Source organism: Lactococcus sp. dk101 (assembly GCF_009601055.1).
Classification (GTDB): domain Bacteria; phylum Bacillota; class Bacilli; order Lactobacillales; family Streptococcaceae; genus Lactococcus.
This window is the reverse complement of the sequence record NZ_WITI01000001.1, coordinates 268,628-292,059: the sequence shown is the minus strand read 5'-3', so window position 1 is coordinate 292,059 and position 23,432 is coordinate 268,628. Positions and strand designations below refer to the sequence as shown.

The window sequence follows — 23,432 nt, the reverse complement described above, 5'->3', positions numbered from 1 at the left end:
TTTTAATTTAACCTTCATTTCTTGATAAAAAGATAACACAGACGACCACTAACAACATGGCAAAAATTGATAGAGGTGTCAAGACAAGGCCAAACAGAGGGACGCTGACCAAAACTGAGGTCAAAGGCTCTGTCGCCGTTGCAACATTGACAATCAATGGTGAGACATACTCTGTAGCTTGTAACCAAATCAAGAAAGCAATCGCCGTTCCTAAAATTGCAATGCAGAGAATGTAAAAGACAGATAAGGCTTCGATTTTGAAATCGATTTTCCAAAAAGGATGTACGATATTACTTCCGATACCCGCTAAAATCATGCCCCAGCCTGCCACATTGAGTGACCCATATTGCCGCAAAATACGCCGTGGTGCCACTGAATAAATAACTACAGCAATGGCAGCAATCATCCCCGTAATCAGTGCCAAATTGCTAATCATTAAATGATGAAAATTTCCGTTGGTTATCAACAAAAAGACGCCAAACATGGCTCCAAAAACCAAGAGTGTTGAACTAAGTTTAGGCAGTTTACGATTATAAATCGCTGCATAAATCAAAATGAAAACGGGCGATGTATATTGTAAAATGGTTGCTGTTGCTGAATTTGATTCTTGAATTGTCCAATAATAAAAGAATTGAACGGAAAAGACGCCACCAAACGCGTAAAGCAATAAAACGGGCCAATTTTTCTTTTCTTTAACAAGACTAAAGAAATCTTTTGGCGATTTGATATAAGACAGGAGCAGTAAAACAATACCGGCAACCAAGAGGCGAAATGAGGTAATCCATAAGGCATCTCCGTGATAAGCTTCAAAGAAAAGCTGTCCAAAAATGCCCGAAATTCCCCATAAAATGCCTGCAAAAATTGCAAGCATCGTTCCTTTAAATATTCTTTGTTGATTTGTCATAAGCTCTATTATAACACTAAACTTTTAAATATGGCATTTAAGAATATTTAATTTTTTATCCTTTTATTAAATTTATAATTTTTGCGTCAATGGCTTTAATAAAACGCGTATCATGCTCCACAATCAACATGGTCGGTTGACGGTCGCCAATCAACTTTATCAACTGTTCTTGATTGTAAAGATCTAAATAATTGAGCGGTTCGTCCCAAATATAAAAGGAAGCTTCTTGCGATAAACTGCGAGCCAATTCGACCTTCTTTTGTTGTCCCTGACTCATCTGTTCAATCTTTTGATCAAAAACCCGTCTTTCCATTCCCAATTTTCGTAAATTGGATAAAAACAATTCCACATCAAGTCCATTTTCTACTGCGAAATCTCTCAAATTGCCACGATTATCAAAAATTTGACGCACATAAGAAACGGCAAGACTTGAGTGAGGCAACTGAATTTTTCCTGAGATTTGTCCTTCAAACTGACCTTGAAGGGCCTTGATGAAGCTAGATTTCCCGCTACCATTGTCGCCAGCAATGACCACACGTTCTCCCTTTTTGATGTAAAAGCTGACAGGCTCAAATAAAGGCTGGTCATAGCCATAGCTCAAGCTGACATTTTCACAGCTCAGGAGGCGTTGATGGTGGTCATCCTTCATCAAAAGGGACAAATCATCAATTTGTTCGATATTTTCCAAGAGCTTTTCTTTACTTTCAATTTCTTGATTCATGCGTTTCTCTAAGCTTTTAGACCGCTTCATCACACGGGCCGCTCTAGCTGTAATACCGCCATCATGACCAATTCCGCCCGAATTCTTAAGCTGTGGATTGCCATGAATATCTCCCTCACGCCGTTTCGCCCAATCTTCCTTATCTCGTGCTGTTTTCTTTAATCGCGAAATTTGTTGACTCAACTTGTCATCTGCTGCTCTTTCTGTTTTATCTTGCAACTTCTTTTGCATCTCGTAAGTGGAAAAATTACCTTGATAGAGGCTGATTTTCTCCCGCTCAATCGCTAAAATATGGTCACAAACCGCATCTAAAAAACTACTGTCATGCGAAACCAGAATGAAACCAGATTTTTTCTTTAGATATGTTGCAACGATTTGACGCGACGTGTGATCCAAATGATTGGTTGGTTCATCAATCAGGGCAAATGAATTTTGTGTTAAGAACAATAAGGCAAGTAAACATTTGGTCTGCTCTCCACCAGATAAAGCATCAAAGGGCCGCCATAAGACATCCACATCCACTTGAAGTAAGCGTAGCTCCCGCTCCAATTCCCACTGTTCAAAGTTGGCTTTTTCTTGTAAGAGATAAAGTGTCAGTACTGACAAATCATCAAAAGCTTCTGGAAAGTAAACAAATGAACTGCCGTCTTGTCTAAAGCTATCCGCTTTGACCTGTCCCGATAAGAGTTTGAGCAATGTTGTTTTGCCCCGCCCATTTCTGCCAACTAGCCCAAGTTTCCATTTTTTGTCTATTTTGATTTCTGCCTGATCAAAAAGCAATTCATCTGTATAGCCAAAACTTAAATTTTTAATTTCAATTGTTGTCATTCTTCTCCTTCAATAAAAAAATACTTTTCACGACAAGGCATGAAAAGTAGCTTGATGAGACTGAAAAAAATCAGACAAAAAAAGCTGGCTTATGCGTTGAAAAATGTCGTGAACATGCAAAAAAACTTAAACTGTTTTTTTAAATTTTGTGTTTTGTTCATGACTTAAATTTTCAATCGCCCTTACCACCTTCTAAAATTTGATTTCATTATACCACAGCATTAAAGCCCTGTCAAATCAAATCTGTCAGCTCTGACAAAAAGAAAAAAAGCTCGTCAGACGAACTTTTATCCTCTTTTTTGTGATCGTTTGGCTTTTTTGGCCTGCAAGCGATCGCGTCCATTTTCAATGGAGGCTTGTTTCATAATTCCCTCTGGAATTTGGTTGTATTTCATCGACAATACTAGAGACAAGCCAATCAGATTGGCCATCATTGAAGACCCACCTTGTGAAATGAAAGGCAATGGAATCCCTGTCAAAGGAACAACACCAACTGCCGCACCGATATTTTCAAATACGTGGAATAAAATCATCATGATAATTCCTGTCGAAATATAGGTATAAAATTGGTTATTTGACTTGAAAGTTACTCGGATCATGCGATAAATGAGCATGAAATAAAGCAAAATAACAAAAGTCGAACCAACAAAACCGAAATCTTCACCGATGACTGTAAAAATCATATCTGACTCACGGACTGGAACGGATACATTGGCCACGCCAAGTCCATTTCCCCAGACACCACCAATCCCAATCGAAATCAAAGATCTTGCCTGTTGTAAACTAAAGGTTTGCATATTGTCAAAAGGATGAAGCCAAGCCTCAAAACGTTGCACTTGATAAGTCGCAAAACTTGTTTTTTCCAGAAATGCTTGTCCATTTGGGCTTGCAACAAGGGCGACAATCCCGCCAGCAATCCCAGCTGCCAAGACGACAGCGGGAATAATAATTTTCCAACTGACACCCGAAACCAAGATGACACCTGCTAAGATAACAACGAAAACCAAGAAAGTCCCAAAGTCACTTTGCAAGACTGACAAAATGGCAACTGGTAAGATGGCAAGCAAGAGCTTTCCAATCAAACGAAAATCCTCCTTGATGTCCCGTTCTGCCAAATTGTTTTGGAAGTTGACCACAATTCGACTAATAAATAAAATAAAGGCAATCTTCATAAATTCGGAGGGCTGGAAAATATTTTTTCCGCCAATGGCAAACCAGTTTTTCGCACCAGTTGAAGCAACTGTTGCACTGTCATAAAAGATGATGGGGAGGACATTTAAAAGCAGTCCAAAAACATAAATATAAGGGGTCAATTTCCACAAGACCCGTGAGTCCATGTGCATGACAACAAAACCAATGATTGTTCCTACCACAATCCACATGATTTGCGAAACAAGCATTTGGGTTGCACTTGTCGGGTGGTCATGTGTTAGCGCCACATACAAGGCGTATAAACCAATTAAAATCAATAGAAATGCCGGAAGCAATAAGGCATAATCTATTCGATTGTCAATACTAAATCGGGTGTTATTTTTTTTATTCAATTCTAGCTCCAGTGTATCAAACTTATATAAGTTTTATCTCAAAAAATCAATATCTCTATTATACATTTTTTTGATTAAATTGTTCATTTTTTAACTGTTCTCTTGATGAGGAATTTTAATAAAAAAATCCGCATGAGCGGTTTTCTTTATTAAAGCAGTTTTTCAAGCATTCCACCGCCATAAATCAAGATGTAAGAGTACATCAAAATTGGGAGTGGTTTACATAAAATGATTGTCCAAACAAAATAGCGCCAAGTCATTTTTGTCTGACTTGCAACCAAGACCAAAGCATCATCTGGTGCCACGGGCGACAGTATCAAAAGTGCAAAAATAATATTAAAGCGTTTTTGTCCACTTTCAAACCAGCCCATGTACTTGTCGTATGCTTTTTCTTTGATAAAAACCTTAACCAAAGATTGACCGTATTTTTTACCAAAGTAAAATAAGAGAAGTGAGCCAAGGGTAATCCCAACATAATTGTAGATGAAGCCCCAAACAGGGCCAAAAATCATGACCCCTGCTGCCATCGTAATTCCACCAGGAATAATGGGAACAATAACTTGAATGACTTGTAAAGCAAAGAAAATCAAAGGGCCAACATATTTATGGGCGAGAATAAGTTGTTGAAGGGCTTCCTTATTTTGGAAAACGCCCAAATGCCATAAATAAACTGCACCAACTATGGTGGCGATAAAGCCGATAATTGTGATAATATTAAAAGCCTTTTTGATGTATCTTAATACATTATCGTTCAAAAACTCTCCTCACTCCCTTTGAAATCAACCTACATTTTCAAGCCCTCGGCTTGCTGACTTGCTAAATATGCCTCATTTTCTTCAACCCAATGATCAAGTTCACGACTTAAACTTTCAAAGCCAATTTTATTACGCGCATCGGTAAAATGCTTTTTGTGATAAAAATGATGAACTTGCGGGTTTTTCTCAAGACTTCTCACTGATAAACTAATTTTACCATTATATTCGTCAATATCAATGATTTGCGCTTGCAATTTTTGTCCAATTCTGATAATTTCACGAATATTACTGATATATCCCGATTGTATTTCAGAAATGTGAATTAAGCCCTTAAGTTCTTCGGCTGTTTTGTCGTTCTTTGGAAAAAATTTGACAAATGCGCCATAATCTTGAACGCCAATAACTTCGACTTCAACGACGTCGCCTATTTTTTGTTCTGTTTTCATTTATTTTTCGATAATATCAATAGAAGAAATCACGACTTCATCAACTGGTTTGTCTTGAATTCCTGTTTTCACTGCAGCAATGGCGTCCATTACTTTAAAGCTTTCTTCATTTGCAAGTTGTCCAAAGACCGTGTGACGACCATCTAAATGTGGTGTCCCACCTTGTGTGTAAAGCTCAGCAATTTCTTCTGGCCAGCCACCTTCAACCAAAGCTTCTTTAGGATAAGGCAAGTTTTGATTTTGAACGATAAAGAATTGTGAACCGTTTGTATTTGGACCAGCATTTGCCATTGACAAAGCACCACGGACATTAAAGGCATTCAAAGAAAATTCATCTTCAAATTTTTCGCCGTAAATTGAGCTGCCACCCATTCCAGTTCCTGTTGGGTCTCCCCCTTGAATCATGAAATCTTTGATGATACGGTGGAAAATAACACCGTCATAATAACCTGTTTTTGACAATTCAACAAAGTTCTTAACTGTCTTTGGTGCCAATTCATCAAAAAGTTTGATGGTCATGTCTCCGTGGTTGGTGTGCATGATTGCTGTTGTTCCGGCGTATTGTTCAAGGTCAATTTGTGGATATGTCATATTTTTTTCTTTCTAATTTTGGGAAATAAATGAGATTTATTAGTCAATAATGTGCAAGTGTTGTAAGGCCTTAAGAATGCCGTCATTTTCAACCTTATCGGTGATATAATCAGCTTTCTCAAGTATCTCAGGGTGTGAGATTTTCATGGCTACTGAAAGCCCAGCGAAGTCAAACAATTCGCGGTCATTCAATTCATCACCGAAATTCATCATGTTTTCAGGTGTAAGTCCTAATAAATCAAGAACTTGTTTGCAACCTTCTGCTTTCGAACCATTCATTGGTACCAAGTCAGATGAATTTTCATGCCAACGCACCATTCTGATTTTTTCAGATAAGTCATCTGTCAAAGTCAAGCGGTCATCGTGATCAGAGATTGACAACATTTGATAAACGTCATTGTTGACATAATAATCTTTGTCTTCATCAAGCTCTGCATAGACTGGACCAATCGCATCTGCTGCGACTTTATCCCATTTCGAAACGCGGAGAGCATCCGATCCGACAAATGAATATTCACTGTCTTGGGCTTCCAAGCAAGCAATAATCTCTTCTACTGTTGTTTTCGGAAATGGATTTTTGTAAATCACTTTTTCTTTGTTGTCCATAACAAATGCCCCGTTAATGGTAACAAAATAATCAGGTTTTAAGGCTTTAACTTCAGGAACGACACCGTACAGGTTACGACCAGTTGCAATACCAGTCATAATTCCTTTTTGACGCAATTTGTCAAAGGCCTCGTTGATTGAGTCGGGCATATAGGCCGTATTTTTAACACGTAAGGTATCATCAATGTCAAAGAAAATAATTTTTATCTGCTCTGCTTTTTTTAATAATTCTTCCATCTCTTCATCTTTCAAACTAAAACTGTTTAACTTCTAAAAATGTCATTTAGAAGTTGCTTCGCTGTCGATGCTCGCTACACGAACAAGTTCGTTAGTCGCAATCGCAAAGTTTGCGTCAACGCATAAAATATTTGTCGGTTTGCTTGCCATTTGGCGTTATCGCTGAAAATATTTGTCCGTTTTCCCTAGTCGCTGAAGCGACTGGCAAAAAGGCTTCAGCGATTTACAGCCAATGGACAGCGTAGCAATCTACTAAAAGTTAGAACTTTTAGAGGTTAACTAGTATAAAATAATCTGTTCTATATTATATCATATTTTAACAGGACTGTTAAACCAGTTTATGCTGAATGGCATAAATCGTTGCCTGTGTCCGATCGGAAACTTCTAGTTTATTGAAAATATTGGACACGTGTGTCTTGACTGTCTTTAAACTAATGTAGAGTTCATCAGCGATTTCTTGATTGGACAAGCCAGTCGCCAATACTTTCAGCACTTCTAACTCTCGTTTTGACAAATCGTCATAAAGTTCGTGCTTGCGATGCTTTTGTTGTGAAATTTTTTCCTTCACTGCGTCTGACAAAACATCTTCACCTTTGGCTACTTTTCTGATGGCATTGGCAATTTCAGCAGCTTGAGAAGTCTTCAAAATATAGCCTTTGGCACCGGCGGCAAGGGCTGGGAAAACTTTTTCATCATCGATAAAGCTCGTCAAAATCAAAATTTTAGCCGTTGGATTTTGCGCCAAAATTTTCTGAGTTGAGCCTATTCCGTCCAAACGATCCATGACCAAATCCATCAAAATGACATCTGGATTGAGGGCTTCAGCTTTTAAAAATCCCGATTCCCCATCCGCTGCTTCGCCGATGACCTCAATATCAGGTTGAATGTTCATAAAACTAGACAAGCCTAGACGCACCATTTGGTGATCATCGACAATCAATAATTTAATTTTTTCCATTGTTCTTTCTTTTCTTTACTTTGCTTACTCATTCTTTTTTCGTTTTTGGAATGCGGATTTCAACTGTCGTCCCTTGATTAGGTGCAGATATGACTTTGGCATCGCCCCCTAATAATAAGGCACGTTCTTTAATATTGGCAAGCCCATAACTTGCAGTTTTGTCGCTCTTTTGCGTATCAAAACCAACGCCATCGTCCGCAATCTTTAAAACTATATTACCATAATTTTCACGTAATGACAGTTCTATATTATCTGCTTGTGAATGTCTAAGCGTATTACTCAAAATTTCTTGTGCCATTCGGAACAAATTGTCTTCGATATTGCTTGTTGCTTCAATATCTGCCAGTTTGACTGTGATATTTGCAGATATTTTGGCTTGCAATTCGTCTGCCAGTGCTGACAGCCCTGCATTTAATGTTTTGCCGTCTAACTCGACCGGACGTAAATGCAAAAGCAAGGCTCGCATTTCGTTTTGTGCCGAATGCAGTACCTTCAAGACGAGTTGCGTTTGTGTTTCGATTTGCTCCCTGCTCAAAATTTGTGTTGCTCCTGTCACTGATGACAAAATCATGGTGGCAGCAAACAATTCTTGGCTGACGGAGTCATGCAATTCGCGTGAAATCCGCTTGCGTTCAAGCTCGATAATTTCAGCCTTATCCGCTGATTTTTGTTGAGAAAGTTCCTGCAATTCTGTTGATAATTCCGTCATTTTATTATAAATGATTTTCAACTGAGAATTTTCTGGCATTTGGTTTTGTTCAATCCGTTTGGCATCCGCTTCGAATTCTTTTTGAATGGCAACATTCTCAAAATAATTAAAAAGGGTAAAAACCAGCGATAAAATGGCGGCAATCGAGAAAAAGACCCAAACGCCATAGAGATGGCCGCCCACTTTCCCCATGGTTTGAGGCATATCGACCATGCTGGTCTGATTGTTGAACACCACAAAAAGGAGTGTTCCCACTCCGATAATGATGAAAAAAACGGATAAAAATGTTGTGACGATTGAACGTTTCATATTTCATTTTGAAGGCTTAACGAGAAAGCCTCCGCTCCCTTCAGTTAATCTATCCTTGAACGATTTCAACGTTTCCTGTTTGAACGTCAATCGTAATCTTAATTTTCTTCTTATAATCACCTAAATGATCACTGAAATAACGAATATTTTTCGTGTTGATTTTTGCGGCTTCATTAAAAATTTTAACCACGCCTGTTCCAACAGAAATATCCAGAATGACTGCGACATCTTCAGGAACGATGATTTTAGTATTGCCTGTATTTTTTTTGATGGACAAGTGATTTCCTGCATGACGATAATGCACGCTGGCTAGATCAATAATGTCATTGCCATTTGCTTTGGTTACTGTTTCGTCAGCGCTGACAGGTTGATCATAAAAACTTTCGTAGAAGTTTCGTGGCGCTTGTCGATTGTCTGAGCGCGGATTATTCTTCCAGAAAATGATACACATGAGGGCTGGGAAAAAGATGGCTGCCCAAAACCAACCGACAGTAAAAAGCACCATCGCGGCGGTCGCCCAGAAAACGATGCTGATAATTCTTAAAGCTTTTGACCGCGAACGGTTTGCCAAATAAGTAAATAAAAGTGCGAGTAGCACCATCATCCACATATGAGGCGTTCTGATTACATGAAACAATAATCCAATCAATATTACAATCTCAATGATAATAATTGCCTTTAGTCGTTTACTCATACCCTCATTATAGCATAGCAAAGGCTGGCTGACATCAGTCTAAAGACTTAAAAAATGGCACAAAATAAAAAGCTGTCAGTGCTGACAGCCTTCTTTTTCTTTTCGTTTTTCTTGATTGTCAAATTCAGTCAATTCATTTTTAAACTGTAAGAGATAACCCGTATCAATCCGATAAGTGTGCCAAGTTTCCATAAAGACAAAAACATAAAATAAAACAATCACAAAACCTAAAATCTCACTAAATTCCATCTGAATGCTCTCTGTAAATATTTTTTCAAACAAACCTTGTAGGAAAACAAAAGTAACGATGATTGGCGATACTTCTTTCAAAAAGTCTAGTTTACGATCCCCAAGCGCCACCTCACGCTCATAATAATTGTATTCCTTTTGCAGAAGAAAATGATACTCTTCCGAATTTTTTTCCGGAATTTTATCTTTCCGCTTCTTCATTTTTAGGTAGCTGAGCAATAAATGAACCAAGGCAAACGCAATGAAAACAAGCAAATAAATCAAGCGATGTCTGGCAAAGGAAAATTGATTGATCCATTCGTCTTGCTTATTTTGGCTGAGCAAAAAGTCAAATACGAAAAATAAAACGACCAGCACAAAATACATGCTAATTTTGCGTTGAATAAGCTGCTTCATTTCATCTTTTTCATTCATTTTCCATCATCCTTTCTGCCCCTCATCAGCTAGCTTCTCCCCTTATTGTACCCTATTTTTCGCCCTATTTCATCTAAATTGTCAAATGAAATATCGCCAATAAAAAAACACACTGAAAACAGCCTGCTTTTCTTATTTCTTTATCTAATGCCCAATGCAATCCGAGCATAACGTGACATTTTGTCAACTGTCCATGCAGGATACCAGACCAAATTCACTTTGATTTCGGTTACTTCTTCAACTTCTTTGAGCGAGTCGTGGATTTGATCTGTCAAAATATCCGCCAAAGGGCAGCCCATTGTCGTCAAAGTCATCTTGATTTCAGTCAAGCCGCTGTCATCAAAGACAATCTCATAAACCAAGCCAAGATTGATAATATCAATACCGAGTTCAGGGTCAATGACATTTTCCAGCGCTTCTAAAATCTTATTTTTAATTTCTTCAACTTGTGCTTCAGTATATTTATCAGCCATATTTTCCTCCTTGAACGTCTCTTGCAAGGAGACTGTCAAATGAATTTTACAGCTTCATTTTACCAAATTTTATCAAAAAAAACTAGACTTGAAGGTCTAGTCGCTTTAAAAATATTACTTTTATTATTTATCCAACACTCTCACCAAGAGGTAGCCGATGAACAGGGCAATGCAAGATAATATTGGCAAGATGAGACTGCTGCTTGTGATGATACCAGTGGATTGGTAAAGCTCTGTGATGGCTAATGTTATCGTGTTATCGCTTGTTGAAAGTGGCTCAACGATTGATACAAGACTGCCTACAAGTCCTGCTATAAATACGATAACACCGATACTTAAACTCTTTTTTTCATGATTTCCCTCCATTTCGTATTCTATTTATTCCATATTTTATCACAATTAACAGAAAGTGGCGCTGAAAAATCATGCTTTTTTTAAAGAAAATAAAACAAAAAAAGAACAGCCGAAGCGATTCTTTTCTTTCTTTATTTAGGCTAATCTTGGCATGCGTTTGAAGAAGCTTAAGAGTCCTGTAAAGATTGCAATGACAATGATGAAGCCAACTGCTAAGAGTGTGATATTGCCGTCCAACCCAATGGTTTGACGAAGCATTTTGAGTCCGTAAGTCATTGGTAAAAGTGGACTAATCACTTGATAAATTTTATCTGTCAGTTCGATAGGATAAGTTCCTGCACTTGTCGCAAGTTGGAGTACTAAAAGGATAATCATCAGGAAATCGCCAACTTTTCCTAGCAAGGTCACAAAGAAGGTGACGATTGCCATGAATGTGAAACTTATCAAAATCACAGCGAACAATGTCTTGAGTGGATATTTTGGAACTAAACCGAGCAAGACAACCGCGCCATAAACAATCAGGGCTTGAAGGAGGGCAACGACTCCGTTCGTTCCAATTTTTGCGAGCATAAACTCACGTCCTGTTTTCCATGATTTTCCTGAGAAGCCTGTCCCAATCACGACATTTGATGAAAGAGCACCGACAAACAAGGCCACACAAATCATATAAGGTGCCATTCCGACGCCGTTTTTCTCAACTTTATCTGCGTCTGTCTTTTTAAGCGTGACTGGTTTTGCGATTGCTGTTGCATTGCTTGTTTTACTGTTGGTTTTTTTCAAACTGCTATCCGCTGTTTGAAGTGATGAAGCCAACTGAGAAGTTCCTGTTGAGACTTGATTTAAGCCAGTCGTTAAGCTGTTACTTCCGCTCGCTAATTGTTGACTGCCAGATGCGATTTTACTTGCGCCTGTTTCAAGTTGACTGCCACCATCAGCTAAAGCTGTTTGGTTGGCTGTGAGTGTCGCAAGTCCTGTTGCAAGTTGGCTGCTTCCTGTAGTGAGTTGTGTTGAATTTTGACTCAGAGTCTGCAAACCTGTATTGACTTGACTGACACCTGCTGTGTAAGCATTGGCTCCTGTTTGAAGCTGGCTAAGTCCTGGCATGACTTGACTATTGAGAGCTGTATTGACTGTTAAAAGTCCATTTGAAAGCTTCGTCAATGTTTGATTTGCTGCAGGAAGTGCTTGGTTTGAAGCCTGTGCAAGTGCTTGTGTCTGTGCATTCATGGCTTGAAGCTGGCTTTCGACATCTTTCAGACTAGTCGATACAGCTGCCAAATCATTTTGAGCAGACGTTTGCATGGCTGTCATAATTTCAGCTTTTCCTTCAGCAGATAAGCTTTGATAAGCCTGTGTCTTCATGATTGCGGCGGCTTGATTTTGAACCAGCTTATTGGTCAAGATGTCCTCGACATTTTTAAGGTCTGCGGTCACCGCTTGAGCGCTAGCACTATTTGTCGCCCCTGCTTGAATGGAAGCATTCAGCTTTGTCAGCCCTGACTGAAGACTTGCAAGACTGGCTTTGTCTGCATCAGACATTTCGGTTTCGCTAGCCATTTTTGACAAGCCCTCTTGCAAGCTACTGATACCACTGGTCAGCTCTGATGAGCTTTCGTTCAATGTTTTTGTACCAGCTGCTGCTTGTTGCACACCTGAAACATAGGTTTTCGTCCCAGTAGCTAATTGATTTGCACCTGTTGAGGCAGACTCAATACCAGACAAATATTGATTTAGCCCAACATTGAGACTATTTGCACCATCGCTAAATGTCAAACTTGATTTTGCTAAAGTATCCAAGTTTGAGCTGAGCGTTTGTGAGCCATTTTTAGCTTGGCTTGCACCTGTGGCTAATTTGGACGAACCATCTGCGGCTTCATTCATTCCTGTTTTCAAAGTGGACAAGCTGTCAAAAATAGCTTTCGTATATGTCTCTGTAATATCACCAGAAACTTCCGCTTTCAGCTTGTTCATGGCACTTTCACTCATTTTTGATGAAATGTAATTGTGACCACTGGTCGTTTGATAGTCCACTTGAACGGATTTTGGATTGTCTGTCATCAAGCTCGCCGCTTGACTTGAGAGATTTTTGGGGAAAGTGATTTTCATATAATATTTCCCTGATTTTATCCCGTCAGATGCCTCTTTTTCAGAAACAAAATGATAGTCTAAATCCTTCGATTGCTTCATTTGACTGACAATCGTATCACCAATTTCGATTTTTTTACCTTCTAATTCGGACGACTTGTCCAAATTGACAACGGCAACGGGTAACTCGTTGAGTTTTCCATACGGATCCCACATTGACCCTAAAAAGACATAGTTATAAAGGGCTGGAATCAGCGCCAGTGCTATAATAACAACGATAAAAAATTTGTGTTTAAAAATTGCTTTCCACTCGTTTTTCAGCATTTTCTCCCCTTTTGAATGATTATTTTATTTAATTCAATTTGTTATGGACACTCCGTCCAAAAATTGATATAATTGTATTATAACCTTTTTTCAAAAATTGACAATTTATAAGCTTCATTTTTGGACAGTTTGTACATTTATGTCTATAATAAAATAAGACTTAGAACTTGGAGGCGTTTTCCATGACCAATGATCCGCGTAAAGACCGAACTAAAATTGCACTTCGAGACGCAATGATTGAGTTGCTCAAGAGAAAAGCTTTTGACCAAATCTCAACAACAGAACTTGTAAAAACGGCTGGCATTTCAAGAAGTGGTTTTTACACGCACTATCAAGATAAATACGACATGATTGACGCTTATCAAAAAATGCTCTTTAATACTGTTCAATATGTTTTTGAAAAAAACAACGGAAACCTACGCGCTACGCTACTTGAGACCTATCAATTTTTAGATCACAATGAAATTTATGCCAGTTTACTTTCCGAAAATGGCAGTAAAGAAATTCATCTTTTCATGTTACAAAAATTAAAAGATTTACTGGAGAGTTCCATTTTTCCACAAAATCCTAGACACCATGATATTGGAAAACTTGGCGAAATTTACGCCACAACCTATTTTGCCAATGCTGTTTTTGGTGTTACGCAAGCGTGGATTCGCAGAAATAAAAAAGAAACACCTGCCGAAATCACAGAACTATTGATTGAACTCATCAACTAATTTTTCTGTTTTTTTAGACACTGTGTTTATAATTTTATACTAGTTAACCTCTAAAAGTGCTAGCTTTTAGTAGATTGCTACGCTGTCCCATAAAACATTTGCCCTTTATCTGTAATGAACTAAAGTTCAAACAATAAAGGCATTGGCTGTAAATCGCTGAAGCCGTTTTGCTCTTGTGACTTTAGTCGCGAAGCAAACGGACAAATCTTTTATGCGTTGATGCAAACTTTGCGACTGCGACTAACGAACTTGTTCGTGTAGAGATCATCGACAGCGAAGCAACTTCTAAATGGTATTTTTAGAAGTTAAACAGTATTAATCGTCGTCCCATTCTTTAAGGTCGGCTTTTTTGATGTTCAAAATCTTTGCAACACTTACGTGTTTCAATTTATGCTGACGGCTTTCAAATAAAATTTCACTCGGACTCAGCCATTCACGCACGCTTCCTATCTGCTCATCTTCTAATCTACCCGGTTTCATTTTCAAAACAATCTCAAATGAATTGAGCATGGATTGGCTTAAAAGCTGTGCTTTTTCTTCGCTTTCCATCTGGTCAGTACTGACAGGATTTCTCTCTTCTGCTTGCCATTGGCGCATGGCACTGCTATGCTCTGACAGATAGAAGCCCTGCCATTTCATCATGCCACGATCTTGGTATTCGCGAATTGCTTTGGACGGGTGATAAGTCCGATCTACCTTACTGTAAGCCATCTAAACCTCCTGCAGAATGTCCGCCAATCTGCTTGCTGCGACTGATAAGACGGGAGTCTTTTGTCAGCGCTGACGCTTTTAATATTTTGGTAAAGCCATACTGACTGCGAATATCATCAATGGTTTCTTGCAATTTATTTTCCTTTTCTTCATTGTAGAAATCCTGCTCATCTTCATCAAATAGACTAATCAAATGAAATGGCTCTGCGATTAAATTCGAATATGTCACGCCCAGACGCCGAACACCACCTTCTTCATATTTTTCAAGAAAAAGCATGGCAATGGCGTCACACAATTTTCGAGTGTTGTTAGTTGGCTCGATTTTTCGTGAACAATTGATGGCCCGCTTGTTTTCGCTAAACGCGTAGCCAACATAAAGTGTAAGTGTCGTTGCCTCTTGATGAATGCGTCGCAAACGAATGGCAACCTGCTCCGCCAATTCTCGTAACACCAGCATGATGCTTGCCTTATGATAATAGTCGCGTGGCAGGGTAGTCGAATTACTGATGCTCCGATTTTTAGGACGATAAGGTTCTTCTTGTAAAAAACTCTCATCAATCCCATTTGCATGGCAATAAAGCTGCACGCCAATCAAGCCCATTTTTTTCTTGAGCAGGTCAGGATTGGCATGTGCTAATGCATCAATCGAATGAATATCAAGTTTGGCTAGGTTCTTCTTGGTTCGCTCACCAATTCCCCAGAAGTCTGTCAGCTCTGACAAGGTCCAAAGTTTGTCTGGAACGTCTTCATAATTGATAAGAGCACGCATGGTCGGTTCATGCTTGGCATAATTATCCAGCGCCAGCTTAGCCAGTAAAGGATTTGAATTGCTCATGCCGACCGTTGAAATAATGCCATCTGTCGCATCATAAATGACCCTCTGCAGCTTTTTTGAAACCAAGTCCAACTTGGTGGACGCAGGCAATTTTTCTTGGACCCTACTGACATGGTAGTTAAGCGAACTGGTCAAATCAATAAAGCCTTCATCAATCGAGTACCAAAAGCAATCTTCAAATGGAGCAATTTCTTGATGAATGGCCTTTTGAATTTTTCCATTGACCTCGATATAATCCCCCATAGACGGAGGAGCAAAAATCGTTTTTTTAGCCCAATGTTCAATATGAGCAACATAAGCTGGACTCGGAGCTTCGATTTCTGTCTTCCAAGGGCTTGCATGGTCTTTATTCCATTTGTACCAATTAAATTTTCGACTGTTCACATCAAATGGTAAATCTCGACTTCTGCTGACATTGTACTTGCCAAATGCCCATTTGAAGGTCGGAGAACTGGCTAAGATTAGGCCATTGGAATTATCAGCACGACTCATCACACACAAACAGGCCGACAAAGGATGAAGTCCTCTTTTCAAACATTCAACGGACGCATAAAAACTTTTCATATCTACAAATGCGATGTCTCGCCGTGGTTCTCTGGCATAGTCAAAATTGATTTGTTTTTCTTTGTCCTCATCTTCCATGATTTGCCTCCTTACTCTGAAATCGGCACAAAATTTCCAACGATTTTTCCAATAATCATCGGGTGGTCTTCCAGACTAATGAAACGGTCGGGATATTTTTTATTGAGCGACTCCAATCTCAGACCATCCTTTTCGACAAAGACTTTCTTGATATATGTCGTGTTGGTTTCTTCGACATAAACAGCATAGATTGCCCCATCATAATCAAAACCTGTCTCTCGAATCAGGGCAACCGACCAGTCCAAAAATTTAGGCTCCATCGAATCCCCACGAATCCAAGCCGCAATATCATAGGTCGGCAATTCTTCATCTGTCAAAACCTGATCAAAACTTCCGTCACCAGTGACACCAAATCCTGTCCCAGCTGACAAACCTTCATAAACCTTGACCTTATTGTAAATTTTACTTTGCTTGAAGGTCAGAAAATCTTCAGCTTGCTCAACCGCTTGTTTTTTGGCAAAACTGACCACTTTTTTCTTCCGAAATTGTGAAAGCTGAGCAAATTGTTCGAGCAGTTGGCCTTCAATTTCATCGCGTCCCTCTAATTGATAGAGCGGAAGCTCAAAAAACTGTACCAATTTCTGCATATTCTCTTTCGAGGGCGACTTCAAACCGCGTTCCCAGTTGCTATAAGACACCAGCGACACCTCCATGAGGTCAGCCATTTGCTTTTGCGTCATTTCTTTGTTTTGACGTAATTTTTTTAATTGATTGATAAACATGGCGCTCCTTTGAATATTAACTTTTAGTTTATATTATAAACCACTTGTTTATCATTGTCAATAAGACTATTTTATTTCATATTATATTATCATTTTGCTTATGATTTACTATTGACATTTTTCACTTCTTGCTTTAAACTAAAATTAGAAAATAATTAAGATTGATAAGATGTGCAAGCCTTGACCCACGAAAATGCTAGGTTAGAAAGTTGTCTATGAAAAGTAATAGTTTAGTTTTGACCAATGGTATTGTTGGTCTTATTGGTGGCATTTTAGTCTTACTTGGCCCTTTTTTAATTCTTATCAGCTCATTTACCGACCTTGTCAGTGGCTCTTCAGAATCCATGACCATCAATGCTATCATTGTCTTAACCATTTTGAAGTTGGTGCTTCTGGGGCTTGGCATTACTGCCTTTATCAAATATAAAAAAAATGAAGCAGTCATGGTTTCGGCTCACATCCTCTTTATTGTTGGGCCCGCAGTCAGCCTTATTCCTTTTCTAGGCTGGGTCGGTGGGGTTGTCACGATTGTCGGTGCAGCACTTTATCTCGCCAGCCTCAAAAACTTTAAACGAGAAAAAATTGAAACAGAAAAAGCCTTGCCAGAAGTAATCTGACAAGTTTTTTTGTCACCTTTTTGCCACCTTGATACAATCATTCACCTTATCGGCCATTGATAATAAACTTTTGAGAAACAAAAAACCGCTCAACAGAGCGGTTTAAAAGTCGATTATTTAACGCGACGTTCAGCAATACGCGCTTTTTTACCTTGCAAACCACGAAGGTAGTACAATTTAGCACGACGAACTTGACCGTGACGAACAACTTCAATTTTTTCAACACGTGGTGTGTGAAGTGGGAAGATACGTTCTACACCAACACCGTTTGAGATTTTACGAACAGTGTAAGTTTCTGAGATACCAGTACCTTTGCGAGCGATAACTACGCCTTCAAAGATTTGGATACGTTCGCGAGTTCCTTCGACAACTTTTGCGTGAACTTTAACAGTATCACCAGCACGGAATGCAGGAATATCGCTACGAAGTTGGTTAGCATTGATAGCTTCGATCAATGAGATTGACATATTTTTCTCCTTTTGCCCATCATTCAGCGTCCCGCTCAGCGGATAGACAGTTTTATTTATGCACAAGGCACAAAATTAAGTATAGCAAATTTAAAAGATTATTTCAAGTACTATTTCCTGATTTAAATCAAATCTTCATTGATTTCATCAACCAACTCGTGAATGTGATACATGCGTTCATCAAGCTCATGAATTTGTTCTGCTGAGATTTGCAATTCTTTGCTCAGATAATCAGGCATATGACCATCATATTTGTATTTTACTTTATGTTCAAGTGTTGCCCAGAAGTCCATAGCAGAGGTTCTCAGTTGAATTTCGACTTGACAGATTTGATCGCCAAACAAGCGTCCCAGATTGATTTCCACAATCAAATGATACGAACGATAACCACTTTCCTTGGGATTATTGAGATAATCTTTTTCGCGAACCAAGGTAAAATCGGGCTGATTCCTGATAATCTCTACAATTTCATAAATATTTTTAGCGTAGGCACAAATAATCCGAATCCCTGCAATATCATGCAAATTCTTATCGGCTGCTTCTGATGTGATCGGCAGCCCTCTTTGTTTCAATTTTCCAGCAATACTTTCTGGAGATTTAATGCGTTTTTTGATATGTTCGATTGGATTGACTGGCTCAAATGCATTGTAATAGGTGTTTAAATTATTGAGATGCGTCACTACGACTTCGAGGGCGCAATTATATTTCACCAGAATTTTTTTGAGTTTTTCAAACTCTTCTACTTCAAAACGAACAGCATTTTTTTCTTTATCCATATTTCCAACTTCTCTTATCATGATATTTCTATTATACCAAATTTTTTTAGTTTTATCGGTTTCCATGTGAACGGTTTCAGCTTTATTTTCTTTTTGTATTCTTTTAGTTTAGCTTTATTTCTAAATAAGCAGCTCTTAAGTCAACCGCCTTATAATAAGCTCAGTTTCAATTAGAAAGGTCATTCTCATGATTCAAAAAATATTAAAATTTAAACTCTTATTTTTAACTGCTGTACTCGCTCTTTTCGTTGGAGGATCCGGAGGCTATCTGATGGGAGCTGCAAATACAAGCAAAACACCTGCGACACTCAACCAGCAAATGCCATCAAATAGTGGTCAAGCAAATTCAAGCTCGAACAGCCTGCCTAGCGGAGCGCCAAGTAGCAATGGCGGAACAGCCCTTCCGACTGCACCAAGCACGGCAAATGGCTCAAGTAATTCTACAGATAGCACAACCGGTGCAACAAGTAATAACACATCTGATACAGGATCAGGATCAGGATCAACATCAACATCAACTTCCTCCACAGCATCATCTAAAATCTAAAAAGAATCGAGACGCCATATGAAAAAAACAAAACTCATGTCAGCTCTGACACTACTTGTATTGACTACAACCTTGCTTACCGGCTGTGGCAATAGCAGTGCGTCAAATTCAAGCACCGATACTTCCGCTGGAGCGTCAACGACAAATTGACTGTCAGCTCTGACAAAAGCGTTAATAAAAAGGAGCCAAGCTCCTTTTTATTAGTTTTCACGTTCGAACTTCCGGTGTTTCAAGGTAAAGACAATATCACTTGCTGCAGCAACTTCGCTTTCATGTGTTACGATGATAACAATTTTATTGTCTTCATGTGCGATTTTCTTGAACAAATCAACGATTTGATTGGTTGTTTCTTCATCAAGATTTCCTGTTGGTTCATCAGCAATAATGATGTCATGGTTCAAAACAAGGGCGCGTGCAATGGCAACACGTTGCTGTTGACCACCTGACAACTTACTCACTGGTTTGTAAATCAAATCTTCACTCAAGCCAACTTTTGCCAAAGCCTCAACGATTGTAGCCTTCTCGTCGTCAAATTTGACAGCAGAGATTTTGACAGCAGTTTTAACATTGTCATAAGCACTCATGTAGGTCAGCAAATTGTATGCCTGAAAGACGGTACTCACTGTTTTCTTCCGATAAGCCGTCAAGTTGCTTGATTTGATGGCTTGTCCATCAAAAGAAAGTGTCCCAGCTTTTGGTTTATCAAGACCCGCCAAGATGGAAAGGAAAGTTGTTTTTCCTGAACCTGATTGTCCTAAAATTGAGTAAACTTTTCCTTTTTCAAAACTTTCGTTAACATCTTTAAATAGATAGTCTTCTGGATTACTATAATAATACGTGATATTTTCAACTTTTAATGTCATATTTTATCCTTTGCTTTTTGTCAGTGCTGATAAGTTTCAACACTTCTCTCATTTCAATCTTTTCCTGATCTTAGTTGGTCAAAACTTGTTTAGGGTTGAGGCGCAAGATACCGATTGAAGCCAATCCGACTGCAATCAAAGTGATCAAAATAGCAATTCCAAGAAGCATCGCGATTTCAGAGAATGATGTCTTGATGTTCAATTTTTCAAGTGCTTGTGCTTCTGATTTAGATTGGCCAATACCTAATGCACTTCCTGCACGACCAGCGAATCCGCCGCCATTTCCACCAGGAGCTGAAGGGGCACCGCCTTGTCCGCCGCCAGATTTTTGATCCACGTTTCCTTGACCACCAGGCATTTGATTTGAGCTGCTGCTTGTTGTTTGTGTTGTTTGTTGTTTCAATAATTGTTGTCCAACCACATTACCCACTACATTTCCTGCAGCTGAAGCAATGGCGACTGAGACAACCATAACCATAAAGAGTTCTGTAAAGAATTGAGCCACGATTTTTGCCTTAGTTTCTCCAAGTGACATGAGTACACCGATTTCGAAACGGCGTTCGCGCACCATCAACATTACAATCAAGGCAAGAATAATCGCACCTGCAATCGCAACAAGAATGACAATATTCTTAGCAAAGCTTGCAACATTATTCAATGATGATTTCACATTTTGGTAGGCTTGGTCATTTTTTGATACTTCGAAGTTGTCGTCATTAACCAATTTGTTGGCTTTTTTAACGAAACTGTCCGCATCTGCTGGGTTTTCCATGCTATAAGTAGCCGTTGAGATTTTTCCAGTTGTTGCTTTCATAGCGTTCGCAACTGAAAGTGATGTGTACATGGTATTCATGTAGGCGATTGAACTTTCAGTTGAACTACCAGATGTCGTATAAATACCGACAACTTTCATGGTATATGATTTACTATTGCTATCTTCAAGTACAAAAGTTGAACCAACTTTCAAGCTATTTTGGTCAGCCAATGTTGATTCAATCACAACATTGTTTGTTCCTTCATCAGAACTAGTGATGGCACGTCCAGAAGTAATCTTATAAGCATCTGTAAAAGTAGTGTTTGCTTCTAAATCATTAGTTCCTTCAATGGTAAAGTCAGATTGGGTCATTCCACCACCTGAACCACCGGGGAAATCTTGTCCGCCAGGCCCTTGTTGTGTATCTGATGAGCTTGAGCTTGATGATGTTCCTGATTAAGAAACTTTGGTAATATCTGATTTAGCATCTGCTGATGCTGAGTAAGAAAAACTATAAGATTTCACGCCTGATAGATTGGCAATCTTTTTAGCTGTGCTTTCAGCTATCGTGGGCAAACTAATATCAAAACGTTTGCCTTGGCTTGAAGAATCTGATGAACTTGAGCTACTTGATGTATCTTCTTAAGCTGATTCTTGAGCCGATTTGATGACATTTTGCATGTTAACTGAAAGTGAAACAGTTGCGCCCGCCGCTTTTTTTGCATTGGCAATCGAGGCATTGGCAGCACTGTTAATAATGAGACCGGAAAGAACAAAAATTAAAATTGCTGAAAATGCGACAATAAGTAAAATTGTTCTAGAAATTTTGGCTTTAGTAAAAAGCCATGCACGTCTTATGAAATCCATATGTTCTCCATTTCTTGAAATTGTTTCGCTGATAATTAAAATTTATTTGGCTTATCACCAAATAAATTTTTTTGTCTCGTTAGCGCCTAACAATTCATTTTTCTATTGATAACCCGTTGGGTTGAATGATTGGCCCAAGTAAAATTTATGCTTGAGCGTGAGTCCCTTAATTCTTGAGCGGATTAAATCCCGTTTGCTGAATTTGAGTCATTATTACTTGTACTTCCAGATTCATTACTTGAGGCACCTGAATTAGCATCTGCTGAACCATTCCAGCTCCTGGGCCATAAGCATTGCTATTGCCGTTTGGTGCACCGCCCGGCATGTTCGAGTTATTGCCACCCGTATTATTTCCTGGGAAGGACATTTGTTGCCCCATCTTCTCTTGTTGGTTTTTATCACTCACGTAATTTCCTAAAAAATAGCCACCCGTTCCCCCAACTGCAAATGCGATTAAAACTGAAATAATAACAATTTTATATTTTAAAATGTTTTTAATCATAAATGCTACCTTTCTGATTGATATGAAATCAATTATAAACCTAACCTCTTAATAATTCCTTATAATAAACTAAAATGAAACTAAAATTCATAATATTTAATAAAACTTTAATATAAAAAAAGCCTGTCAGCTCTGACAGACTTTTTATTTATTATGTTAATGATTAAAAGCTAAAGTAAATCCACAAGGCCAAGCTTGATAAAAGGGCCGTTGTTATCCAAAAGACGATGTCAATTTTCCATTCTGACCAGCCCGCAGCATGTCCAGAAAAACCACCTAACTCAAAATGATGATGAATAGGGGTCATACGGAAAATACGTTTTCCACCGGTTTTCTTGAAATAAGTCACTTGAATCATGACTGACAAAGTTTCAATCACGTAAATGGCACCGATCAACAAGAGCGTCCATTCGACATGAAGTAAAATCGAAATGATTGCCAAAAAGCCACCAAGTGCAAGACTTCCCACATCTCCCATAAATATTTTTGCAGGTTTATGGTTGAAAACAAAGAAGCCAAGTAAGGCACCAATCATCGCCAAAATAATGACAAAGATGTCATAATGTTCTTGAGAAACCGCGATAATGGCATAGGCCGTCAATGAAATCGCAACTGTAATCGAAGCCAAACCATCAATACCATCTGTCAAATTCACTGCATTTGACCAGCCGACCAACCAGATAATGATAAAGATAAGGAAGAAAATCCCCATATTAAAATCCCAGTTGAACATTTGCAAATGATTTGGATCCATACCTTTGTCAGGACTCATTCCATGTGCAGCTGGCAGGCCTTTAAAGCGAGGCGCCGCTGTATAAATCACATAAGAAACAACACCGATAGCAATCTGGGCCAGCAATTTTTGAACAGGTGTCAATCCTTCATTGATTTTCTTAAATATTTTTAAGAAATCATCAAAGAAACCAATGACTGCATACATAGCAAGAACCCACCATGCAATGATAAACAAGGGACTCATGATGTTCATCATCAAAGCGCCAACCAATGACACAATAAGTGTTACCACAACAAAGACAAAGCCACCCATTGTCGGCGTTCCAGCTTTTGAAGCATGCTGTTTCACTTCTTCAAGTGTGGGTTGTCCTCCCAACTTTTTCTTATGGAAAAACATAATAAAGCGAGGAATGGCAATCATGGTCAAAACCATTGAGATTACCGCCGCTATTAATCCACCTACTAACATTTTAC

At 38.8% G+C, this 23,432-nt stretch carries 26 protein-coding genes and 1 pseudogene; 4 read left to right on the top strand and 23 right to left on the bottom strand.

What is annotated here, in order from left to right; genetic code table 11:
• Positions 1-7: 7 nt before the first annotated feature.
• The 14 genes from GHI45_RS01475 to GHI45_RS01410 all read right to left on the bottom strand — a co-directional run bounded on the left by GHI45_RS01475 (position 8) and on the right by GHI45_RS01410 (position 13,201).
• The gene (locus GHI45_RS01475; protein ID WP_147779380.1) at positions 8-904 is read right to left on the bottom strand and encodes a DMT family transporter; all 897 of its coding nucleotides are present in this window, start codon (positions 902-904) and stop codon (positions 8-10) included.
• A gap of 55 nt (positions 905-959) precedes the next feature.
• A complete protein-coding gene (abc-f, locus tag GHI45_RS01470; protein ID WP_147779379.1) occupies positions 960-2,453 on the bottom strand; it encodes a ribosomal protection-like ABC-F family protein in 1,494 nt (497 codons plus the stop codon).
• Positions 2,454-2,740: 287 nt separating this feature from the next.
• Positions 2,741-3,997, bottom strand: coding sequence for an FtsW/RodA/SpoVE family cell cycle protein (locus GHI45_RS01465; RefSeq protein WP_147779378.1), 1,257 nt, complete (start codon positions 3,995-3,997; stop codon positions 2,741-2,743).
• A 149-nt stretch (positions 3,998-4,146) separates the two neighbouring features.
• Positions 4,147-4,752, bottom strand: coding sequence for a TVP38/TMEM64 family protein (locus tag GHI45_RS01460; RefSeq protein WP_147779377.1), 606 nt, complete (start codon positions 4,750-4,752; stop codon positions 4,147-4,149).
• A gap of 29 nt (positions 4,753-4,781) precedes the next feature.
• The gene (locus GHI45_RS01455) at positions 4,782-5,198 is read right to left on the bottom strand and encodes a CvfD/Ygs/GSP13 family RNA-binding post-transcriptional regulator (protein ID WP_147779376.1); all 417 of its coding nucleotides are present in this window, start codon (positions 5,196-5,198) and stop codon (positions 4,782-4,784) included.
• Positions 5,199-5,789, bottom strand: coding sequence for a peptidylprolyl isomerase (locus tag GHI45_RS01450; protein ID WP_147779375.1), 591 nt, complete (start codon positions 5,787-5,789; stop codon positions 5,199-5,201). It lies immediately after the preceding gene.
• A gap of 39 nt (positions 5,790-5,828) precedes the next feature.
• Entirely contained in the window at positions 5,829-6,632 is an 804-nt protein-coding gene (locus GHI45_RS01445; RefSeq protein ID WP_147779374.1) for a Cof-type HAD-IIB family hydrolase, read from the bottom strand.
• Between the two features lie 328 nt (positions 6,633-6,960).
• Positions 6,961-7,590, bottom strand: a complete 630-nt coding sequence (locus GHI45_RS01440; protein ID WP_147779373.1) for a response regulator transcription factor — start codon at positions 7,588-7,590, stop codon at positions 6,961-6,963.
• A 28-nt stretch (positions 7,591-7,618) separates the two neighbouring features.
• The gene (locus tag GHI45_RS01435; protein ID WP_147779372.1) at positions 7,619-8,608 is read right to left on the bottom strand and encodes a sensor histidine kinase; all 990 of its coding nucleotides are present in this window, start codon (positions 8,606-8,608) and stop codon (positions 7,619-7,621) included.
• Positions 8,609-8,657: 49 nt separating this feature from the next.
• Positions 8,658-9,302, bottom strand: coding sequence for a cell wall-active antibiotics response protein LiaF (liaF, locus tag GHI45_RS01430; RefSeq protein ID WP_187230055.1), 645 nt, complete (start codon positions 9,300-9,302; stop codon positions 8,658-8,660).
• A 75-nt stretch (positions 9,303-9,377) separates the two neighbouring features.
• Entirely contained in the window at positions 9,378-9,965 is a 588-nt protein-coding gene (locus tag GHI45_RS01425) for a hypothetical protein (protein ID WP_147779371.1), read from the bottom strand.
• Positions 9,966-10,105: 140 nt separating this feature from the next.
• Positions 10,106-10,438: a metal-sulfur cluster assembly factor gene (locus tag GHI45_RS01420; protein WP_147779370.1), complete on the bottom strand. Its 333-nt coding sequence runs from the start codon at positions 10,436-10,438 to the stop codon at positions 10,106-10,108.
• A gap of 123 nt (positions 10,439-10,561) precedes the next feature.
• Positions 10,562-10,804 (bottom strand): hypothetical protein, encoded by a 243-nt coding sequence (locus GHI45_RS01415; protein ID WP_147779369.1) that lies wholly within the window; start codon positions 10,802-10,804, stop codon positions 10,562-10,564.
• Between the two features lie 123 nt (positions 10,805-10,927).
• Entirely contained in the window at positions 10,928-13,201 is a 2,274-nt protein-coding gene (locus GHI45_RS01410; protein ID WP_147779368.1) for a YhgE/Pip domain-containing protein, read from the bottom strand.
• Between the two features lie 182 nt (positions 13,202-13,383).
• Between GHI45_RS01410 and GHI45_RS01405 the strand changes: the two genes are divergently transcribed.
• On the top strand, positions 13,384-13,920 hold the full coding sequence (locus tag GHI45_RS01405; RefSeq protein ID WP_147779367.1) for a TetR/AcrR family transcriptional regulator: 537 nt from the start codon (positions 13,384-13,386) through the stop codon (positions 13,918-13,920).
• Positions 13,921-14,235: 315 nt separating this feature from the next.
• Here the strand turns inward: GHI45_RS01405 and GHI45_RS01400 are convergent, their stop codons facing one another.
• The 3 genes from GHI45_RS01400 to GHI45_RS01390 are packed head-to-tail and all read right to left on the bottom strand — an operon-like array spanning position 14,236 to position 16,830.
• On the bottom strand, positions 14,236-14,631 hold the full coding sequence (locus tag GHI45_RS01400) for a hypothetical protein (protein ID WP_147779366.1): 396 nt from the start codon (positions 14,629-14,631) through the stop codon (positions 14,236-14,238).
• A complete protein-coding gene (locus GHI45_RS01395) occupies positions 14,618-16,108 on the bottom strand; it encodes a DNA polymerase (RefSeq protein ID WP_147779365.1) in 1,491 nt (496 codons plus the stop codon). The genes GHI45_RS01400 and GHI45_RS01395 overlap by 14 nt, the downstream gene beginning before the upstream one ends.
• An 11-nt stretch (positions 16,109-16,119) precedes the next feature.
• Positions 16,120-16,830 carry a S24 family peptidase gene (locus GHI45_RS01390; protein ID WP_147779364.1) on the bottom strand — a complete coding sequence of 237 codons (711 nt, stop codon included), beginning with the start codon at positions 16,828-16,830 and terminating at the stop codon, positions 16,120-16,122.
• A gap of 215 nt (positions 16,831-17,045) precedes the next feature.
• Here GHI45_RS01390 and GHI45_RS01385 point away from each other — a divergent pair, with 215 nt between their 5' ends.
• Positions 17,046-17,447, top strand: a complete 402-nt coding sequence (locus GHI45_RS01385; protein WP_147779363.1) for a hypothetical protein — start codon at positions 17,046-17,048, stop codon at positions 17,445-17,447.
• 113 nt (positions 17,448-17,560) lie between these two features.
• Here GHI45_RS01385 and rplS read toward each other — a convergent pair whose 3' ends face one another.
• Both rplS and GHI45_RS01375 read right to left on the bottom strand, forming a co-directional pair.
• On the bottom strand, positions 17,561-17,914 hold the full coding sequence (gene rplS, locus GHI45_RS01380; protein WP_147779362.1) for a 50S ribosomal protein L19: 354 nt from the start codon (positions 17,912-17,914) through the stop codon (positions 17,561-17,563).
• 122 nt (positions 17,915-18,036) lie between these two features.
• Positions 18,037-18,690 (bottom strand): GTP pyrophosphokinase family protein, encoded by a 654-nt coding sequence (locus GHI45_RS01375; protein ID WP_147779461.1) that lies wholly within the window; start codon positions 18,688-18,690, stop codon positions 18,037-18,039.
• Positions 18,691-18,877: 187 nt separating this feature from the next.
• Between GHI45_RS01375 and GHI45_RS01370 the strand changes: the two genes are divergently transcribed.
• Together GHI45_RS01370 and GHI45_RS11475 are read left to right on the top strand one after the other, a co-directional pair.
• Positions 18,878-19,237 (top strand): hypothetical protein, encoded by a 360-nt coding sequence (locus tag GHI45_RS01370; protein ID WP_147779361.1) that lies wholly within the window; start codon positions 18,878-18,880, stop codon positions 19,235-19,237.
• An 18-nt stretch (positions 19,238-19,255) separates the two neighbouring features.
• A complete protein-coding gene (locus GHI45_RS11475; RefSeq protein WP_255471384.1) occupies positions 19,256-19,387 on the top strand; it encodes a hypothetical protein in 132 nt (43 codons plus the stop codon).
• Positions 19,388-19,437: 50 nt separating this feature from the next.
• Here GHI45_RS11475 and GHI45_RS01365 read toward each other — a convergent pair whose 3' ends face one another.
• The 4 genes and pseudogenes from GHI45_RS01365 to mraY form a co-directional block, all read right to left on the bottom strand.
• Entirely contained in the window at positions 19,438-20,100 is a 663-nt protein-coding gene (locus GHI45_RS01365) for an ABC transporter ATP-binding protein (RefSeq protein WP_147779360.1), read from the bottom strand.
• 70 nt (positions 20,101-20,170) lie between these two features.
• Positions 20,171-21,721 (bottom strand): annotated as a pseudogene (locus tag GHI45_RS01360) (ABC transporter permease).
• A 166-nt stretch (positions 21,722-21,887) separates the two neighbouring features.
• Positions 21,888-22,223 (bottom strand): hypothetical protein, encoded by a 336-nt coding sequence (locus tag GHI45_RS01355; protein ID WP_147779359.1) that lies wholly within the window; start codon positions 22,221-22,223, stop codon positions 21,888-21,890.
• A 163-nt stretch (positions 22,224-22,386) separates the two neighbouring features.
• Positions 22,387-23,427, bottom strand: a complete 1,041-nt coding sequence (gene mraY, locus GHI45_RS01350; RefSeq protein WP_147779358.1) for a phospho-N-acetylmuramoyl-pentapeptide-transferase — start codon at positions 23,425-23,427, stop codon at positions 22,387-22,389.
• Positions 23,428-23,432: the final 5 nt, after the last annotated feature.

Excerpts from the sequence above, each read along its gene's own strand:
- GHI45_RS01385 (WP_147779363.1), top strand. The coding sequence starts at position 17,046 with ATGAAAAGTAATAGTTTAGTTTTGACCAATGGTATTGTTGGTCTTATT.
- rplS (WP_147779362.1), bottom strand. The coding sequence starts at position 17,914 with ATGTCAATCTCATTGATCGAAGCTATCAATGCTAACCAACTTCGTAGC.
- GHI45_RS01435 (WP_147779372.1), bottom strand. The coding sequence starts at position 8,608 with ATGAAACGTTCAATCGTCACAACATTTTTATCCGTTTTTTTCATCATT.
- abc-f (WP_147779379.1), bottom strand. The coding sequence starts at position 2,453 with ATGACAACAATTGAAATTAAAAATTTAAGTTTTGGCTATACAGATGAA.
- GHI45_RS01450 (WP_147779375.1), bottom strand. The coding sequence starts at position 5,789 with ATGACATATCCACAAATTGACCTTGAACAATACGCCGGAACAACAGCA.
- GHI45_RS01425 (WP_147779371.1), bottom strand. The coding sequence starts at position 9,965 with ATGAATGAAAAAGATGAAATGAAGCAGCTTATTCAACGCAAAATTAGC.
- GHI45_RS01420 (WP_147779370.1), bottom strand. The coding sequence starts at position 10,438 with ATGGCTGATAAATATACTGAAGCACAAGTTGAAGAAATTAAAAATAAG.
- GHI45_RS01475 (WP_147779380.1), bottom strand. The coding sequence starts at position 904 with ATGACAAATCAACAAAGAATATTTAAAGGAACGATGCTTGCAATTTTT.
- mraY (WP_147779358.1), bottom strand. The coding sequence starts at position 23,427 with ATGTTAGTAGGTGGATTAATAGCGGCGGTAATCTCAATGGTTTTGACC.
- GHI45_RS01365 (WP_147779360.1), bottom strand. The coding sequence starts at position 20,100 with ATGACATTAAAAGTTGAAAATATCACGTATTATTATAGTAATCCAGAA.
- liaF (WP_187230055.1), bottom strand. The coding sequence starts at position 9,302 with ATGAGTAAACGACTAAAGGCAATTATTATCATTGAGATTGTAATATTG.
- GHI45_RS01440 (WP_147779373.1), bottom strand. The coding sequence starts at position 7,590 with ATGGAAAAAATTAAATTATTGATTGTCGATGATCACCAAATGGTGCGT.
- GHI45_RS01375 (WP_147779461.1), bottom strand. The coding sequence starts at position 18,690 with ATGGATAAAGAAAAAAATGCTGTTCGTTTTGAAGTAGAAGAGTTTGAA.
- GHI45_RS01445 (WP_147779374.1), bottom strand. The coding sequence starts at position 6,632 with ATGGAAGAATTATTAAAAAAAGCAGAGCAGATAAAAATTATTTTCTTT.
- GHI45_RS11475 (WP_255471384.1), top strand. The coding sequence starts at position 19,256 with ATGAAAAAAACAAAACTCATGTCAGCTCTGACACTACTTGTATTGACT.
- GHI45_RS01390 (WP_147779364.1), bottom strand. The coding sequence starts at position 16,830 with ATGTTTATCAATCAATTAAAAAAATTACGTCAAAACAAAGAAATGACG.
- GHI45_RS01395 (WP_147779365.1), bottom strand. The coding sequence starts at position 16,108 with ATGGAAGATGAGGACAAAGAAAAACAAATCAATTTTGACTATGCCAGA.
- GHI45_RS01410 (WP_147779368.1), bottom strand. The coding sequence starts at position 13,201 with ATGCTGAAAAACGAGTGGAAAGCAATTTTTAAACACAAATTTTTTATC.
- GHI45_RS01400 (WP_147779366.1), bottom strand. The coding sequence starts at position 14,631 with ATGGCTTACAGTAAGGTAGATCGGACTTATCACCCGTCCAAAGCAATT.
- GHI45_RS01355 (WP_147779359.1), bottom strand. The coding sequence starts at position 22,223 with ATGATTAAAAACATTTTAAAATATAAAATTGTTATTATTTCAGTTTTA.
- GHI45_RS01415 (WP_147779369.1), bottom strand. The coding sequence starts at position 10,804 with ATGGAGGGAAATCATGAAAAAAAGAGTTTAAGTATCGGTGTTATCGTA.
- GHI45_RS01455 (WP_147779376.1), bottom strand. The coding sequence starts at position 5,198 with ATGAAAACAGAACAAAAAATAGGCGACGTCGTTGAAGTCGAAGTTATT.
- GHI45_RS01405 (WP_147779367.1), top strand. The coding sequence starts at position 13,384 with ATGACCAATGATCCGCGTAAAGACCGAACTAAAATTGCACTTCGAGAC.
- GHI45_RS01370 (WP_147779361.1), top strand. The coding sequence starts at position 18,878 with ATGATTCAAAAAATATTAAAATTTAAACTCTTATTTTTAACTGCTGTA.